At 66.5% G+C, this 14370-nt stretch carries 13 protein-coding genes; 11 read left to right on the top strand and 2 right to left on the bottom strand.

The window, feature by feature from the left end:
* The 11 genes from VGI12_10630 to dusB form a co-directional block, all read left to right on the top strand.
* The coding region (locus VGI12_10630; protein ID HEY2433118.1) for a F0F1 ATP synthase subunit beta at positions 1-636 on the top strand (636 nt) is incomplete at its 5' end.
* 11 nt (positions 637-647) lie between these two features.
* The gene (locus VGI12_10625; protein HEY2433117.1) at positions 648-1106 is read left to right on the top strand and encodes a F0F1 ATP synthase subunit epsilon; all 459 of its coding nucleotides are present in this window, start codon (positions 648-650) and stop codon (positions 1104-1106) included.
* Positions 1107-1115: 9 nt separating this feature from the next.
* Positions 1116-1895, top strand: a complete 780-nt coding sequence (locus VGI12_10620) for a PP2C family serine/threonine-protein phosphatase (GenBank protein ID HEY2433116.1) — start codon at positions 1116-1118, stop codon at positions 1893-1895.
* Entirely contained in the window at positions 1885-2685 is an 801-nt protein-coding gene (locus VGI12_10615) for an ABC transporter permease (protein HEY2433115.1), read from the top strand. The genes VGI12_10620 and VGI12_10615 overlap by 11 nt, the downstream gene beginning before the upstream one ends.
* Positions 2685-4076, top strand: coding sequence for an ABC transporter ATP-binding protein (locus tag VGI12_10610; GenBank protein HEY2433114.1), 1392 nt, complete (start codon positions 2685-2687; stop codon positions 4074-4076). Before VGI12_10615 ends, VGI12_10610 begins: the two co-directional genes overlap by 1 nt.
* Positions 4063-4533 (top strand): D-glycero-beta-D-manno-heptose 1-phosphate adenylyltransferase, encoded by a 471-nt coding sequence (gene rfaE2, locus VGI12_10605; protein ID HEY2433113.1) that lies wholly within the window; start codon positions 4063-4065, stop codon positions 4531-4533. The genes VGI12_10610 and rfaE2 overlap by 14 nt, the downstream gene beginning before the upstream one ends.
* Before the next feature lie 11 nt (positions 4534-4544).
* Positions 4545-6233: an amidohydrolase gene (locus VGI12_10600; protein ID HEY2433112.1), complete on the top strand. Its 1689-nt coding sequence runs from the start codon at positions 4545-4547 to the stop codon at positions 6231-6233.
* A gap of 224 nt (positions 6234-6457) precedes the next feature.
* The gene (gene mfd / locus VGI12_10595; protein HEY2433111.1) at positions 6458-9925 is read left to right on the top strand and encodes a transcription-repair coupling factor; all 3468 of its coding nucleotides are present in this window, start codon (positions 6458-6460) and stop codon (positions 9923-9925) included.
* 5 nt (positions 9926-9930) lie between these two features.
* The gene (locus VGI12_10590) at positions 9931-10980 is read left to right on the top strand and encodes a peptidylprolyl isomerase (GenBank protein HEY2433110.1); all 1050 of its coding nucleotides are present in this window, start codon (positions 9931-9933) and stop codon (positions 10978-10980) included.
* Positions 10958-11467: a UpxY family transcription antiterminator gene (locus tag VGI12_10585; GenBank protein HEY2433109.1), complete on the top strand. Its 510-nt coding sequence runs from the start codon at positions 10958-10960 to the stop codon at positions 11465-11467. The genes VGI12_10590 and VGI12_10585 overlap by 23 nt, the downstream gene beginning before the upstream one ends.
* Before the next feature lie 41 nt (positions 11468-11508).
* Positions 11509-12576: a tRNA dihydrouridine synthase DusB gene (gene dusB / locus VGI12_10580; protein ID HEY2433108.1), complete on the top strand. Its 1068-nt coding sequence runs from the start codon at positions 11509-11511 to the stop codon at positions 12574-12576.
* A gap of 108 nt (positions 12577-12684) precedes the next feature.
* Here dusB and VGI12_10575 read toward each other — a convergent pair whose 3' ends face one another.
* Together VGI12_10575 and VGI12_10570 are read right to left on the bottom strand one after the other, a co-directional pair.
* Positions 12685-12999 (bottom strand): Dabb family protein, encoded by a 315-nt coding sequence (locus VGI12_10575; protein ID HEY2433107.1) that lies wholly within the window; start codon positions 12997-12999, stop codon positions 12685-12687.
* The gene (locus VGI12_10570) at positions 12996-14357 is read right to left on the bottom strand and encodes a hypothetical protein (GenBank protein ID HEY2433106.1); all 1362 of its coding nucleotides are present in this window, start codon (positions 14355-14357) and stop codon (positions 12996-12998) included. Before VGI12_10570 ends, VGI12_10575 begins: the two co-directional genes overlap by 4 nt.
* Between the last annotated feature and the right edge of the window lie 13 nt (positions 14358-14370).

The raw sequence follows: 14370 nt of genomic DNA, 5'->3' as shown, positions 1-14370 counted from the left end.
TCGGAAGTCTCGGCGCTGCTCGGCCGCATGCCGAGCGCGGTCGGCTACCAGCCGACCCTGCTGACCGAGATGGGCGAGCTGCAGGAGCGGATTACCTCGACCAAGAAGGGCTCGATCACCTCCGTGCAGGCGATCTACGTGCCCGCCGACGACTACACCGATCCGGCGCCGGCGACGACGTTCGCGCACCTCGACGCGACCACCAACCTGTCGCGCGCGATCGTCGAGCTCGGCATCTACCCGGCCGTCGATCCGCTGGCGTCGACGTCGCGCATCCTCGACCCGCGGATCATCGGCGAGGAGCACTACAACGTCGCGCGTTCGGTCAAGCAGGTGCTGCAGCGCTACAAGGACCTGCAGGACATCATCGCGATTCTCGGCATCGACGAACTGTCGGAGGACGACAAGCTGGCGGTGGCGCGCGCCCGCAAGATCCAGAGGTTCCTGTCGCAGCCGTTCTTCGTCGCCGAGCAGTTCACCGGCCTGCCCGGCAAATACGTGCCGGTCGCCGAAACGGTGAAGGGCTTCAAGGAAATCGTCGACGGCAAGCACGACGCGCTGCCCGAGCAGGCCTTCTACCTCGTCGGCACGATCGAAGAGGCCCAGGCCAAAGCAGACAAGATGGCCAAGGGCTGAGACGTCAGCTGATGTCACTACCCACGAGCATCGATCTCAAGATCATCACGCCGGAGCGGCTGCTGATCGACGATCCGGTCGACGAAGTCGAGATTCCGGGATCGGAAGGCTATTTCGGCGTGCTGCCCGGCCACACGCCGCTGCTGGCCGATCTGGCGGTCGGCGAACTCTGGTACCGCAAGGGCCAGGAGAAGACCTATCTCTCGATCGCCTACGGCTTCGTCGAAGTGCTGCCCGATCGAGTGACCGTTCTGGCGCGCCTGGCCGAGAAGGCCGATGAGATCGATGTCGCGCGCGCCGAGGAAGCGAAGCGGCGGGCCGAGGAGCGGCTCCGCGAATACACCATGGACATCGATTACGACAGGGCGCGCGCGGCGCTCATGAAGTCGCTGTCGCGTCTGCAGGTTGCCTCCCGCCTTGCGCTGGCCGGTCGGGTCGGTCACCAGCGGATGCCGCCGCCGCAGGGTTAGAATCCCCCGATGCAGTTGTCCTGGGCCGTCCGTACGGACCCTGGTCTCCGTCGGAGCGGCAACGAAGACAGCTACGCTTCCCGCGACGATCTCGGACTGTTCGTCGTGGCCGACGGCATGGGCGGCCATGCCGCGGGCGAAGTCGCGTCGAACGTCGCGGTCGAGACCATCCAGACCTTCATCGCCGAAACCGCCGGCGCCGACAAGAACCGCACCTGGCCGTTCCCGTTCGAACCGCACATCAGCCTGGAAAGCAACCGGCTGAAGGCGGCGTTTCGTCTCGCCAACCGCCAGATCGCCAACGCGATGGCCGAGTCGTCCGACCTGCGCGGGATGGCCACCACGGCGTCGGCGGTGCTGGCCGGCCCGCACAGCGCCTGCGTGGCGCACGTCGGCGACAGCCGCGTCTACGCGCTCGACGTCACCAACGGCGGCACGCTGCACCAGATCACCGACGATCACTCGTGGGTGGAAGAGCAGGTACGGGCCGGGACGATGACGTCAGCGGCGGCGCGGCAGCATCCGTGGCGCAACGTCGTGACCCGCGCGCTCTCTGGCGGGAGCGATCCGGACATCGACACCATCGAGCTGACGCCCCACCAGGGGGAGCGCCTGCTGATCTGCTCCGACGGCTTGTCGGGGGTGGTCGCGCACGACGCGATCGAGCGGATCCTCTCGGATGCCACGCTGACGCTGCAGGAGATATGCGACCGGCTGGTCACCGCGGCGAACGACGGGGGTGGCCCCGACAACGTGACCGTGCTCGTCATCCAGATCGATGCTCCATAACCTGGCGCAGCTGCCGCGCTACCGTGGCCTGATCCAGAGCCTGGTCGCCCGCGAGCTGAAGGCACGTTACCGCGGCTCGGTGCTGGGCTTCTTCTGGTCGTTCATCAACCCGCTGCTCCTGCTGCTGGTCTACACGTTCGTGTTCACCTTCGTGATGCCCGGATCGAACGATCCGCGTCTGAAGCCGTATGCGCTGTTCATGTTCTGCGGCATCCTGCCGTGGACGTGGTTCGCTTCGTCGCTGCTGGAGTCGGCCAGTGTGCTGATCTCAGGCGGCAATCTGATCAAGAAGGTCCTGTTCCCCGCCGAAGTACTGCCGATCGTCACGGTGCTGGCGAACATGATCCACTTCTTCTTTGGGCTGGTGATCCTGGCTGGCTTCCTCATCTACTACCGGCGCCCGCTGCATGCGAGCGAGCTGGCGATCTTCCCGCTGGTCGTGCTCGTCCAGCTGGTGCTGACGACGGGATTCGCGCTCCTGCTGTCGGCGCTGACCGTACATTTCCGCGACATCAGGGACATCCTGTCGAACCTGATCACGTTCTGGTTCTTCGGCACGCCGATCATCTACCCCTATTTCATGTTTCCGGAAGGCACCTGGCAGGGCGCGGTGCTGCGGCTGAATCCGTTCACGCACCTGGTCATCACCTATCAGGAGATCCTGTTCTTCGAAGGCCCGGTCGGTCACCTCAAGTGGCTGCTCGTGCTCGGTGCGATCTCGGTCGTGTTCTTCCTGTTCGGCTACTGGATTTTCGACCGCCTGCGCGATTCGTTCGCCGAGGAAGTCTGATGGACGATCGCACGTCGGGCATCGGGCAGCGGGCGCCGGACACCGGTCCACGAGCGAAGCCTGCGATCGAAGTGGCGCGCGTCTCCAAGATTTACCGCCGCTTCAGTCACCGCAAGCAGTTCGCGACGCTGAAGAGCGCGCTGCTGAGCCGCAGCCTGATCAAGAACCTTCGACCCGACGAGACCTTCACCGCGCTCAACGATGTGAGTCTGACCGTCCCGCGCGGCCGGACGCTCGGCGTCATCGGCCGCAACGGCTCAGGCAAGAGCACGCTGCTCAAACTGGTGGCCGGCATCAGCAAGCCGTCGATCGGCACCGTCCAGGTCCACGGCCGCGTGTCGGCGTTGATCGAGCTCGGGGCCGGCTTCCACCCCGAGATCTCCGGCCGCGAGAACGTCTTCATCAACGGCATCATGCTCGGCCTGACCAAGCGTCAGGTCGCGGAGCGCTTCGACGAGATCGTCGAGTTCGCCGAGCTGCAGGAGTTCATCGACGCGCCGGTCAAGACCTATTCGTCCGGCATGTACATGCGGCTTGGTTTCGCCGTGGCGATCCACGTCGATCCCGATGTCCTGCTGGTCGACGAGGTGCTCGCCGTCGGCGACGAGGGCTTCACGCACAAGTGCCTCGACAAGTTCGCCGAGTTCAAGCGGCGCGGCCGGACCATCCTGCTGGTGACGCACTCACTTGGGATGGTCGAGCGCTTCTGCGACGAGGCGCTGTGGCTCGACGGCGGGCGGATCAAGGGCTCCGGGGATCCCAAGCGCATCGTCGGCGCCTACCTCACCGACATCGAGCAGCGCGAAGAGCAGGAACTTGCCGCAACCGACGCCAGGGCGCGCGACACCGCCGCAGTCGCCGAGACGCCTGCCGCCGATCTGCCAGCTGATCCCGTTGCCGCCAGCGGCGAGCCCGACGACATGTTCCGCGCCACCGAAGGACGCTGGGGATCGCGTGAAGTCGAAATCGCCGAGGTGGCCTTCATCAGCGCCGACGGTCAGCCGGGGCATGTCTTTCAGACCGGCAGCCCGATGGACGTCCGTATCCGCGCCAGGGCGCCGATTGCGGTGGACGACTTCGTGTTCGGCATCGGCATCTTCAACGCCGAGGGGATCTGCGTCTACGGCACCAACACGACGCTGGCTGAATTGGCTGGCGAGAAGCTGAGTGGCGATGCCGAGGTGACGTTCGCGATCGAGGCGCTCGATCTCGTCGAAGGCACTTACAAAATGGACGTCGCCGTCCACAAGTTCGACGGCTTCCCCTACGATTACCATCGCCTGCTCTACACCTTTCGCGTCAAGTCACGCGCCAAGGACGTCGGCATCTATCGTCCGCGACACACATGGCGGTTCTCGGGCGGCATAAAGTTCAAGGATGCTGGACGCTGACGCGCTGAGCCGCTTCGTGGCCGAGGCGCGCGCCGCCGGCAGGCGGGTCGTGTTCACCAACGGCACGTTCGACATTCTTCATCCAGGGCACGTCCGCTACCTGCAGGCGGCGCGCCGCCACGGGGACCTGCTCATCGTCGGACTGAACTCTGACGAGTCGGTGCGGCACTACAAGGACCCGTCGCGGCCGATCAACCCGCAGGCGGAACGCGCCGAAGTGCTCGAGGCGCTGGCCTGCGTCGACGCCGTGTCGATCTTCGACGAGGACACGCCGGCCGAGATCATCCGTCGTGTGCAGCCGGACGTCCTCGTCAAGGGGGCCGACTGGGCGCCCGACAACATCGTCGGTCGCGACACCGTGGAAGCGCGTGGCGGCCGGGTGATTCTGGAGCCGGTCGAGCAGGGCTTCTCGACGAGCGCGATCATCGAGCGCGTCAAGCGAACACGATCGCATTAGAATCGCCGCGCATGCGCAGAGCACAGACACGCCGGGAGTTCATGGGACTGGCGACGGCGGGATTGCTGGCGCGGCCGTTCCGCGGGCTCGCGCCGATCGACCCGGATCTGGTCGTCTACAACGCCCGCGTCTACACGATGGATGGAGTCCGCCCTCGCGCCGAGGCCTTCGCGGTGGCGGGCAGCCGGTTCGCGGCGCTCGGCAGCACCGCTGAGATGCGAGCGTTGACTGGCGCACGCACCCGGACGTTCGACGCGAAAGGCATGACCCTGGTCCCCGGCTTCATCGATGCGCACAACCACGCCGGCGGCACGATGCTGCTCTACGAGGTGCTCGTCGGCAATCCCTTCGAGGTCGAATTCGTCACCATCCAGAGCATCGTCGACAAGCTGAAAGCGAAGGCGAGTGAGGTCGCGCCAGGCACGTGGGTGGAAGGCTACTTCCACGACGATACCAAGGTGAAGGACAAGCGACCGTTGAACGCCGCGGATCTGGATCGCGTCTCGACGGAGCATCCGGTCGTCGTCCACCATCGCGGCGGCCACACCTCGTTCTACAACTCACGCGCCTTCGCACTCGCGAAGGTGACCAGAGAGACGCCGAACCCCGCAGGCGGCACGTTCGACCACGACGCCGGCGGCGACCTCAACGGGCGCGTGACGGATCTCGCGCGCGCCGTGTTCAACACTGTCGGGACGCGGCCGACCTATGGGGCGGCGGAGCAGGCCCAGCGCGAACGCAACGGCATCGCGCACATTTCCAAGCAGTTCGCGCGCTACGGTCTGACCAGCGTTCACCATCAGGGAGGCGACCTGACTGCGATGCAGGACGTGCGCGCGCGCGGCGAGCTCCTGCATCGCGTCAGCTACGAGGCCAACGGTCGCGTGCTCGAGAACATGATCGCAAGCGGCATCGAGACCGGCTTCGGCGACGAGTGGATCAGGTTCGGCGCGACCAGTGAGCACGTGCTCGACGGGTCGTTTTCCGAACGCACGATGGCTCTGAGCTTCCCCTATCCCGGTCAGCACGGCTACACGGGCAACGTCACGGAATCGCAGGACGACTGCAACACCTGGGTCGAGCGCGTGCATCGTGCCGGCATCCAGGTGAACTGCCACGCCAATGGCGACGTGGCGATCGCGCAGTACCTGACCGCGTTCGAACGGGCGCAGAAGCTGTATCCGCGCCACGACCTCAGGCCGAAGATCACCCATTGCACGTTGATCAACGACGAGCTCGTCGGGCGCATCAAATCGGCCGGGGCGGTGCCGGCGCTGTTCTCGACCTACGCGTACTACAACAGCGACAAGTTCCCGTTCTACGGCGAGGCGTTCATGACGCACGCGATGGCCTACCGGACGCTGCTCGACGCCGGCGTGCGATGCGCAGCGGGGAGCGATTTCCATCCCGGCCCGTTTGCGCCGTTGATGGGCCTCCAGGGGATGGTGACGCGCACCGGGTGGGACGGCACCACGTGGGGAGCCAACCAGCGGATCTCGGTCGACGAGGCGTTGACGGTGAGCACGCTGAATGGCGCCTACGCCTCGCACGAGGAAACGCAGAAGGGGTCCATCGCTGTGGGCAAGCTGGCCGACTTCGTCGTGCTCGCCGACGATCCGCACGGGGTGGATCCGTCGAAAATCAAGGATATTCAGATCGTCCAGACGGTCGTCGGCGGATCGACGGTTTATCGGCTGTAGCGGCGCCGCGTCCCCCGCCGCCTGAACGAGAGTGAACCAGAGACGTCGGCGTCGATGGTGCCGTCCGCCCCCGGGTGAATGGAATGGGCGGAACCCTCCGGGCTGCCTCGGGCAAACCGTCTCACCTCGTCAGTGGCCCGGCTCCGGGTCCGCCGATTGCGCCTCCTGCTCGTGGCATCAGGCATGTCATAATTGACGGTTCCGGCGTTCGACGAACCCTCGTCATGAGCTCCTCGACTTCTACCAGCCTCACGCTCCGCGCCCTGCTGAAGAACGCGGCCGGCCGTCTCGGCGTTGGTGTGTCCGGGCGGGCCGTAAGCGGCTTGACGGCGGCGGCGAAGGGCCTATTCGCGGCGGCCGCGGCGGGGCGCGAGCGCAGCCTCGTCATCGTGCCGAGCGACGCCGACGTCGAGCAGGTGTGCGCCGACGCCCGCTTCTTCTTCTCCGCGCTCGAAGGCGCGTCCGACGTCGATGCGGCCCGGGCGGTCCTCTCGTTCCCCTCGCACGAGGTCGATCCCTACCGGGGGTTATTGCCGCATTTCGAGATCGCCTCGGCCCGCGCCCGCGCCCTGCACGCCCTGAGCACCGGCTCGGCGCGGCTGGTGATCGCGTCGGCGGCGTCGCTGCTGCCGCGGCTCGGGCCGCCCGATCGCCTGAAGCAGGCAGGCCTGGTCCTTCGGCCCGACGACGAGATCCCGCCGACCAATCTGGTGGACCGTCTGGTCGAGGCGGGCTATACGCGCCAGGATCCGACCGACGAGCCCGGCGAGTTCTCCGTCCGCGGCGGCGTCGTCGACTTCTATCCAGCCGGCGCCCGGCACCCCGTTCGCGTCGAGTTCATCGGCGACAACGTCGAGTCGCTGCGCGTCTACGATCCGGACACGCAGCGATCGATCGAGCCGGTCGATCAGGTGCATGTCGTCCCGTTGACGGAGAGTCCGGCGGGCGCCGACGGCAGCGCCTCGCTGGGCGGCAGTCACACGTTTCTGGATTACGTCGCGCCGCTGCGCAGTTCCGTCTTCGTCTCGGAGCCCGACGAGGTCAAGGCGGCGATCGTCAAGCTGCGCGATCAGATCGAGCACAGCTACGGTGAGAAGGTGCACAAGGGCGAGCGTGTCCAGGAGCCGTCGGCGCTGGTCATCGGCTGGGACGCTGTCGCGCCGCTCGTCGAAAGCGGCACCGCGCTCGAGACGCTGGCGCTCGGCACGCCGCTGGTCGGCGACGAGGCGCGCCATATCGCGACGCAGCCGGCGAGAGAGTTTGCCGGCCGCGTGCAGGACTGGGTGGCGGAGCTGCGCGACGCGCGTGCGGCTGGCGAGACGGCAATTTTCGTCGCCAATTCGTCTGGCCGCGCCGAGCGCGTCATCGAGATGCTCGCCGACTACCAGGTCCCCGCCGCGCCGATCGATCGCGGCGAAGACGCGCACGCCGGGGCCGTCCTAATCGCGGTCGGCCATCTCTCGAAGGGCTTCCGTCTTCCCGACGCCGGCCTGCGGCTCTGGGCCGAGACCGACGTCTTCGACGAGGAGCGAACCACCCACGAGCGGCGGCGTTCGGCAGCGAAAACGTTTCTGTCGGATTTCCGCGACCTCAAGGTCGGTGACCTGGTCGTACATGTCGACAACGGCATCGGCGTGTTCGTCGGCCTGAAGAAGATCAACGTCGGCCTCGAAACGCAGGAGTTCATGGAGCTCCGCTACGCCGGCGACGACAAGCTGTTCGTCCCGGTCGAGCGGCTCGATCTCGTCCAGAAATTCACCGGCGCGGCGCGGCCGACTCTCGACAGGCTGGGTGGAACCAGCTGGGAGAAAGCCAAGACGCGCGTCAAGAAGGCGATGCGCGACATGGCCGAGGAGCTGCTGAAGCTCTACGCCTCGCGCAAGGCGATCCCGGGCCACGCCTTCAGCGGCGATACGCACTGGCAGCAGGAGTTCGAAGACGCCTTCGAGTGGGAGCTGACGACCGACCAGAGGAACGCGATCGACGACATCAAGAAGGACATGGAATCTCCGACTCCGATGGACCGCCTGCTCTGCGGCGACGTCGGCTACGGCAAGACCGAGGTCGCCATGCGCGCCGCCTTCAAGGCCGTGATGGACGGCAAGCAGGTCGCCTTCCTCGCGCCGACGACGGTGCTCGCGTTCCAGCACCTGAAGACCCTGCAGAACCGCTTCGCCGCCTTCCCGGTCCGCGTCGACATGGTCAGCCGCTTCCGCTCGAAGGCGGAACAGACGGCGACCCTCGATGACCTCGCGGCCGCCAAGGTCGAGATCATCGTCGGCACGCACCGGCTGCTCTCGAAAGACGTCCAGTTCCGAGATCTCGGCCTGCTCGTCGTCGACGAGGAGCAGCGCTTCGGCGTTGCCCACAAGGAAAAAATCAAGCAGCTGCGCAAGCGCGTCGACGTCCTGACGATGACGGCGACGCCGATTCCGCGGACGCTCAACATGTCGCTCGCCGGCATCCGCGACATGTCGATCATCGAGACGCCGCCCAAGGACCGCCTCTCGATCCAGACCAACGTCGTCAAGTTCGATCAGGAAGTGATGCGCCGCGCCATCGGCAACGAGATGGAGCGCGGCGGCCAGATCTATTTCGTGCACAACCGGGTCGAGTCGATCTACTCCATGGGCGACCTGCTGCGCCGGCTCGTGCCGCAGGCGAAGATCGGCGTCGGCCACGGGCAGATGGCGGAGGACGAGCTGGAGAAGGTCATGGTCGACTTCATGGCGCACAAGTACGACGTGCTGCTGGCGACGACCATCATCGAGAACGGCCTCGACATCGCCAACGCCAATACCATCATCGTCAATCGCGCCGATCGCTACGGGCTGTCGCAGCTCTATCAGCTGCGCGGTCGCGTCGGGCGATCCGATCGCCGCGCCTACGCCTACCTGCTGATTCCGCCGGAGGACAACCTGTCGCCGGTGGCCAAGAAGCGGCTCGCCGCGATCCGCGAGTTCAGCGACCTCGGCAGCGGCTTCCGCGTCGCCGCGCTCGACCTCGAGATTCGTGGCGCCGGCAATCTCCTCGGCGGCGAGCAGAGCGGACAGATCGAGACCGTCGGCTTCGACATGTACATGAAGCTCCTCGAGCAGACCATCAAGGAACTCAAGGGGGAGGAGATCGAGGACGAGATTCGCGCCAACGTCAATCTCCGCGTCGATCTGCGCATCGACGAGACCTACATTCCCGACATGAACCAGCGGCTGACCGTCTACCGCCGCATGGCCGGCGTGCGGTCCGAGGACGAGCTGCGCCGGGTCGTCGAGGAGGTGCGCGATCGCTATGGCCCGCCGCCGGCCTCGATCGAGAACCTGGCCGAGTATGCCGAGGTCCGGGTGCTCGCCGACCGCATCGGCATCGAGTCGATCGACCGCGAGAGCCAGTTGATCGTCTTAAAGTTCAGACCGGAGGCGAAGCTGGACCCGGCCTGGCTCTTCAAGCTGGTGCAGGAGCGTAAGGACCTGCAACTCACGCCTCCTGCGACACTTAGGCTCGACATGCGCGTCGCCGGCACCCGCAGGCCGCCGTCGCAGCGGTCGTGGTGGACGACTCGCGCCACCGCGGGGGAGGTCACCCCCGGCTTCAGCCGGGACGAGATCCTGCGGCCGGCCGCGGAAGACCCGCGCGCCGAGGGGGGCGTGTTCAGCCGTGTGTCCGGGTTGCTGCGTGATTTGGTAAAATACTGAAAACAATGAAGAAACTGCTTTTCGCGTTGACGGCGGCGGCGGTCGTGGCTTCGAGCGCCGTGCCGCGCGCCGAAGTGATCGAACAGGTGCTCGTGAAAGTCAACGGCGACATCATCACGAAGACCGAGCTCGAACAGCGTCAGGTGGCGGTCCTGCGCCAGCGTCTGAACGGCCAGAACGTCGACCCGAACCTGCTGAAGAACGACGAGCAGCTCAAGAAGATGCTCGCGGAAATCACCCCGCAGGTGCTGGTCGACGCCATCGATCAGCTGCTGCTCCTGCAGCACGGCAAGGACCTCAACCTGCACCTGACCGACGAGCAGTTCAAAGCGGTCGTCGCCAATATCCGCAAGGAGCAGGGGCTGCAGGACGACAAGAAGTTTCAGGAAGCGCTCGCGCAGGAGAACATGACGCCCGACGACCTGCGCAAGAGCCTCGAGAAGCAGATGATCATCGAGCAGGTGCAGCGGCAGGAAGTCGGCTCGAAGCTGACCATCACCGAGGAAGAGGCGCGCCAGTACTATCAGCGGCATCCGGAGGAGTTCACGGACGCGGCGGCAATCACGCTCCGCGAGATCCTCGTCGAGGTTCCGACCACCGGCGGCGATACCGCCGCTGCCGACCAGGCCGCCCTCGCCAAGATCAACGATCTCCGCGCGCGCGCCCTTCGCGCCGAGGACTTCGCCAAGCTCGCCGCCGAGGGGTCGAGCTCGCCGTCGAAAGCCAACGGCGGCCTGATCGGTCCTTTCTCGCACGACGACATGTCGCCGACAATGCAGGCGGTGGTCGACAAGATGAAGCCGGGCGAGATCACGCAGCCGATCCGCACGGCGCGCGGCTACCAGATCTTCAAGCTGGAAACGATGAAGGCGGCGGCGCTGCAGCCCTTCGACAGCGTCCGCGACCTGATCGCCGACAAAGTGGCGGGCGAACGGACGCAGACCGAGATGCACAAGTTCCTGGCCCGCCTGCGCACGCAGGCCATCATCGAGTGGAAGAACCAGGAGCTGAAGAAGGTCTACGAGAAGCAGATTGCCGTCGAGCCCGTCGGCTAGGCAGGCGTGGTACGCGATCTGGACGCGGTCGCGTCATGAACAGGTCGTCAGGGAACAGCTCGAGCGCAAGGGGCTGGAGGCGTTTCTGCCGACCATCACCCGCTGGAGCCGCTGGAAGGACCGGAAGAAGCAGATCGACTGGCCGCTGTTTCCCGGCTATTGCTTCGCGCATTTTGACGGACGCGATCGGCTCCCCGTGCTCAAGTGCACGGGCGTCGTGAGCATCGTCTCGTTCGACGGGGAGATCGCGCCGATTCCCGACCATGAGATCCGGTCGATCCGCACGCTCGTCCAGAGCGAGCTGCAGTTCGATCCGTGCCCGCTGATTCGCGAAGGGGCGATGGTGGAGGTCGTCCACGGGCCGTTGAAGGGGGTAGTCGGGCGTCTGGCGCGTAAGGGCGCCCACGCCCGCCTCGTGCTCTCGGTCGATCTGATCGGTCAGGCGGTCAGCGTCGAAGTCGATGCGGCGGACATTCGGGCGTACTGAACGCGTAGAGGAGTCCGGGGGCCGAGCGCCCTCGATTGATCATGAAAATCGGTGCCGTCAATCTCGATCAGCCGTTTGCGCTCGCCCCGATGGCGGGGATGACCGACACGGCGTTCCGCCGGCTCGTCAAACGGCGCGGCGGCTGCGGTCTCGTCGTCACCGAGATGGTCAGTTCGGAAGGACTGGTGCGCGGGATCGATCGCACCCTCGAGTACGCGGAGTACACCGAGGAGGAACGTCCCGTCTCAATCCAGATTTTCGGCGGCGATCCAGAGAAGATGGCCGACGCCGCGCAGATCGTCGAAGGCATGGGCGCCGACATCGTCGACATCAACATGGGCTGCCCCGTTCCGAAGATCGCCAAGCACAACGCCGGCTGCAGCCTGATGCGCGAACCCGAACACGCGCAGTCGGTCGTTGCCGCGATGGCCAGGGCCGTCAAGATCCCGGTGACGGTGAAGATGCGTGCCGGCTGGGACGCGACCGAGATCAACGCGCCCGACCTGGCGAAGCGGATGGAAGACGCCGGCGCGGCGGCGCTGGCGGTCCACGGACGCACCGCGGCGCAGTCGTACACCGGGTCGTCTGACTGGGCCTTGATCAACCGCGTCGCCGCCAGTGTCGGCATCCCGGTGTTCGGCAGCGGCGACTGTGTCGAGCCCTCGCAGCTCGTCGAGAGGCTGACGGACGCCAGCGTTTCTGGCGTCCTCGTCGGCCGCGGCGCGCTGCGCAATCCGTGGATTTTCGAGCAGGCGGCGAGCGTCGCGCGCGGCGAGCGTCCGCGAGAGATCACGCACGCAGAGCGCGGCCTTTTCCTGCTCGAGTACATCGAGCTGCTGCTGCACGAGCGGAACGGCGAAGCGAAGGGCTTCCGCCACGTGGCGCCGACACGGTCCGAGACTCCGTCCCCCGACGCAGTCGCCCGGGCCAACCAGGTCGCCCGCGGGCACGACCGCTGGGTCGTGAACAAGCTGCGGGCCCTCAATTCCTGGTACACGAAGGGCCTCGACAACGGCTCGCATCTCCGGACGGCGATCAACAGCGCCGACTCCCTGCCGCGGCTTCGCGAGATCGTTGCCGAGTTCTTCGGCGTGTCGATGCCGGTCTAGTTACGTCTCTCATCCGAGGGGCGCCGCCCCTCGGACTCACCGACACGCGCTCTCGATCTGGTGTCATCCGAGGGCGTCGCGGCGCTGATCGAGACGCCTCGGACAAGCTCAGTCGAACTCGTAGTCGTACGCCAGCGCCGCCGAGGTCGCCGTGTAGAACAGGCCGCCGAGCGCGACGTGCGCTGGCGCTTCGAGATAGCGCTTCAGCGCGTCGATGTCGTCCACTTCCACGGTTAGCGCGAACTCGAATGCCTGCGTCATGAATTGCTCGTAGCCCGGCAGTCCGTGCTTGACGCGGCGACCAAGCCGCAGGCGGACCTCGGGAAGATCCGCCGCCGATCGTTGAATCGTTTCGAACGCCGCCGCGCGCTGCGCGTCAGTCAGATCCGGCTTCGGCTGCAGCAGGACGATGTGGATGATCACTTCTCGTCCTTGTTCTTCTTCCAGCCGAACTTCTTCGCCATCCGCGAACGCTTCACGTCGCGCGGCACTTTGAACTGCGCGCGCGGATCCTTGTGCTCGCCGCCGGGCCGCCAGTCGCGCCCTCGCGGTCGATCCCCACCACCGGTATCCGCCTTCCCGCCTTCACCTGGAGGCTTTCCGCCACCAGTCTGCGGAGGGCGACCCTCGCCGCGCGGTTTCCAGCCTTCGCGCCGCGGCGGCCGGCTCTCGTCGTGCTTCTTCCCAACTTCTCCCTGCGGAGGGCGATCTTCCCGGTCCTTGCTCTCGCGGAAATCGGCACGCGGTTTCCAGCCGTCGGGCTTTGGCTTCCAGCCGCCGCTCTGCGGAGGGCGACCCTCGCCGCGCGGTTTCCAGCCTTCGCGCCGGGGCGGCCGGTCGCCGCCCTCCGGCTTGCGGAAATCGGCACGCGGTTTCCAGCCGTCGGGTTTTGGCTTCCAGCCGCCGCTCTGCGGCGGACGACCCTCGCCGCGCGGCTTCCAGCCTTCGCGCCGGGGTGGCCGGTCGCCGCCCTCCGGCTTGCGGAAGTCGGCACGCGGTTTCCAGCCGTCGGGCTTCGGCTTCCAGCCTTCGCGCCGTGGCGGCCGGCTCTCGTCGCGCGTCTTCGCGTCTTCTCCCTGCGGAGGGCGATCTTCCCGGTCCTTCCGCTCGCGGAAATCGGCACGCGGTTTCCAGCCCTCGGGTTTTGGCTTCCAGCCGCCGCTCTGTGGCGGACGACCCTCGCCGCGCGGTTTCCAGCCTTCGCGCCGGGGCGGCCGGTCGCCGCCCTCCCGCTTGCGGAAATCAGCACGCGGTTTCCAGCCATCGGGCTTCGGCTTCCAGCCTTCGCGCCGTGGCGGCCGGCTCTCGTCGCGCGTCTTCCCGTCTTCTCCCTGCGGAGGGCGATCTTCCCGGTCCTTCCTCTCGCGGAAGTCAGCACGCGGTTTCCAGCCGTCGGGTTTTGGCTTCCATACGCCGCTTTGCGGAGGGCGGCCCTCTCCGCGCGGCTTCCAGCCCTCGGGCTTTGGTGGACGGCCCTCGGCGGGGTTCTTCTCGTCCGCTCCCTGCGGAGGGCGATCTTCGTGGCGCGGTCTCCACCGGCCCTGGCGGTCTCCTTCGCCCCTTCGCTTTCCTTCGCGGTCCGTCCTCTCGCGGATCATCGCGGCCTGCGCTTCTTCTTCCGAGTACCAGAGCTTGCCGCGCGCAAAGTAGCGAAGCTGCGCGTCGGGCTGCTTCGCCTGGATCTGTTTGAACGTCGGCAGCAGTTCGTCGCGGGTGCCGGAACGGAAGGCCGTGGCCTGTCCGCCGAAGATGATCGTCCAGTAGGTGAAACGTGGCGGCATTTAGTACTGATCC

The sequence above is a fragment of the Vicinamibacterales bacterium genome (assembly GCA_036496585.1).
Classification (GTDB): Bacteria; Acidobacteriota; Vicinamibacteria; order Vicinamibacterales; family 2-12-FULL-66-21; genus JAICSD01.
This window is presented reverse-complemented; position numbering and strand designations above follow the sequence as displayed.

Coding starts and splice junctions, on each gene's coding strand:
- VGI12_10625 (HEY2433117.1), top strand. CDS start 648: ATGTCACTACCCACGAGCATCGATCTCAAGATCATCACGCCGGAGCGG.
- VGI12_10620 (HEY2433116.1), top strand. CDS start 1,116: ATGCAGTTGTCCTGGGCCGTCCGTACGGACCCTGGTCTCCGTCGGAGC.
- VGI12_10615 (HEY2433115.1), top strand. CDS start 1,885: ATGCTCCATAACCTGGCGCAGCTGCCGCGCTACCGTGGCCTGATCCAG.
- VGI12_10610 (HEY2433114.1), top strand. CDS start 2,685: ATGGACGATCGCACGTCGGGCATCGGGCAGCGGGCGCCGGACACCGGT.
- rfaE2 (HEY2433113.1), top strand. CDS start 4,063: ATGCTGGACGCTGACGCGCTGAGCCGCTTCGTGGCCGAGGCGCGCGCC.
- VGI12_10600 (HEY2433112.1), top strand. CDS start 4,545: ATGCGCAGAGCACAGACACGCCGGGAGTTCATGGGACTGGCGACGGCG.
- mfd (HEY2433111.1), top strand. CDS start 6,458: ATGAGCTCCTCGACTTCTACCAGCCTCACGCTCCGCGCCCTGCTGAAG.
- VGI12_10590 (HEY2433110.1), top strand. CDS start 9,931: ATGAAGAAACTGCTTTTCGCGTTGACGGCGGCGGCGGTCGTGGCTTCG.
- dusB (HEY2433108.1), top strand. CDS start 11,509: ATGAAAATCGGTGCCGTCAATCTCGATCAGCCGTTTGCGCTCGCCCCG.
- VGI12_10570 (HEY2433106.1), bottom strand. CDS start 14,357: ATGCCGCCACGTTTCACCTACTGGACGATCATCTTCGGCGGACAGGCC.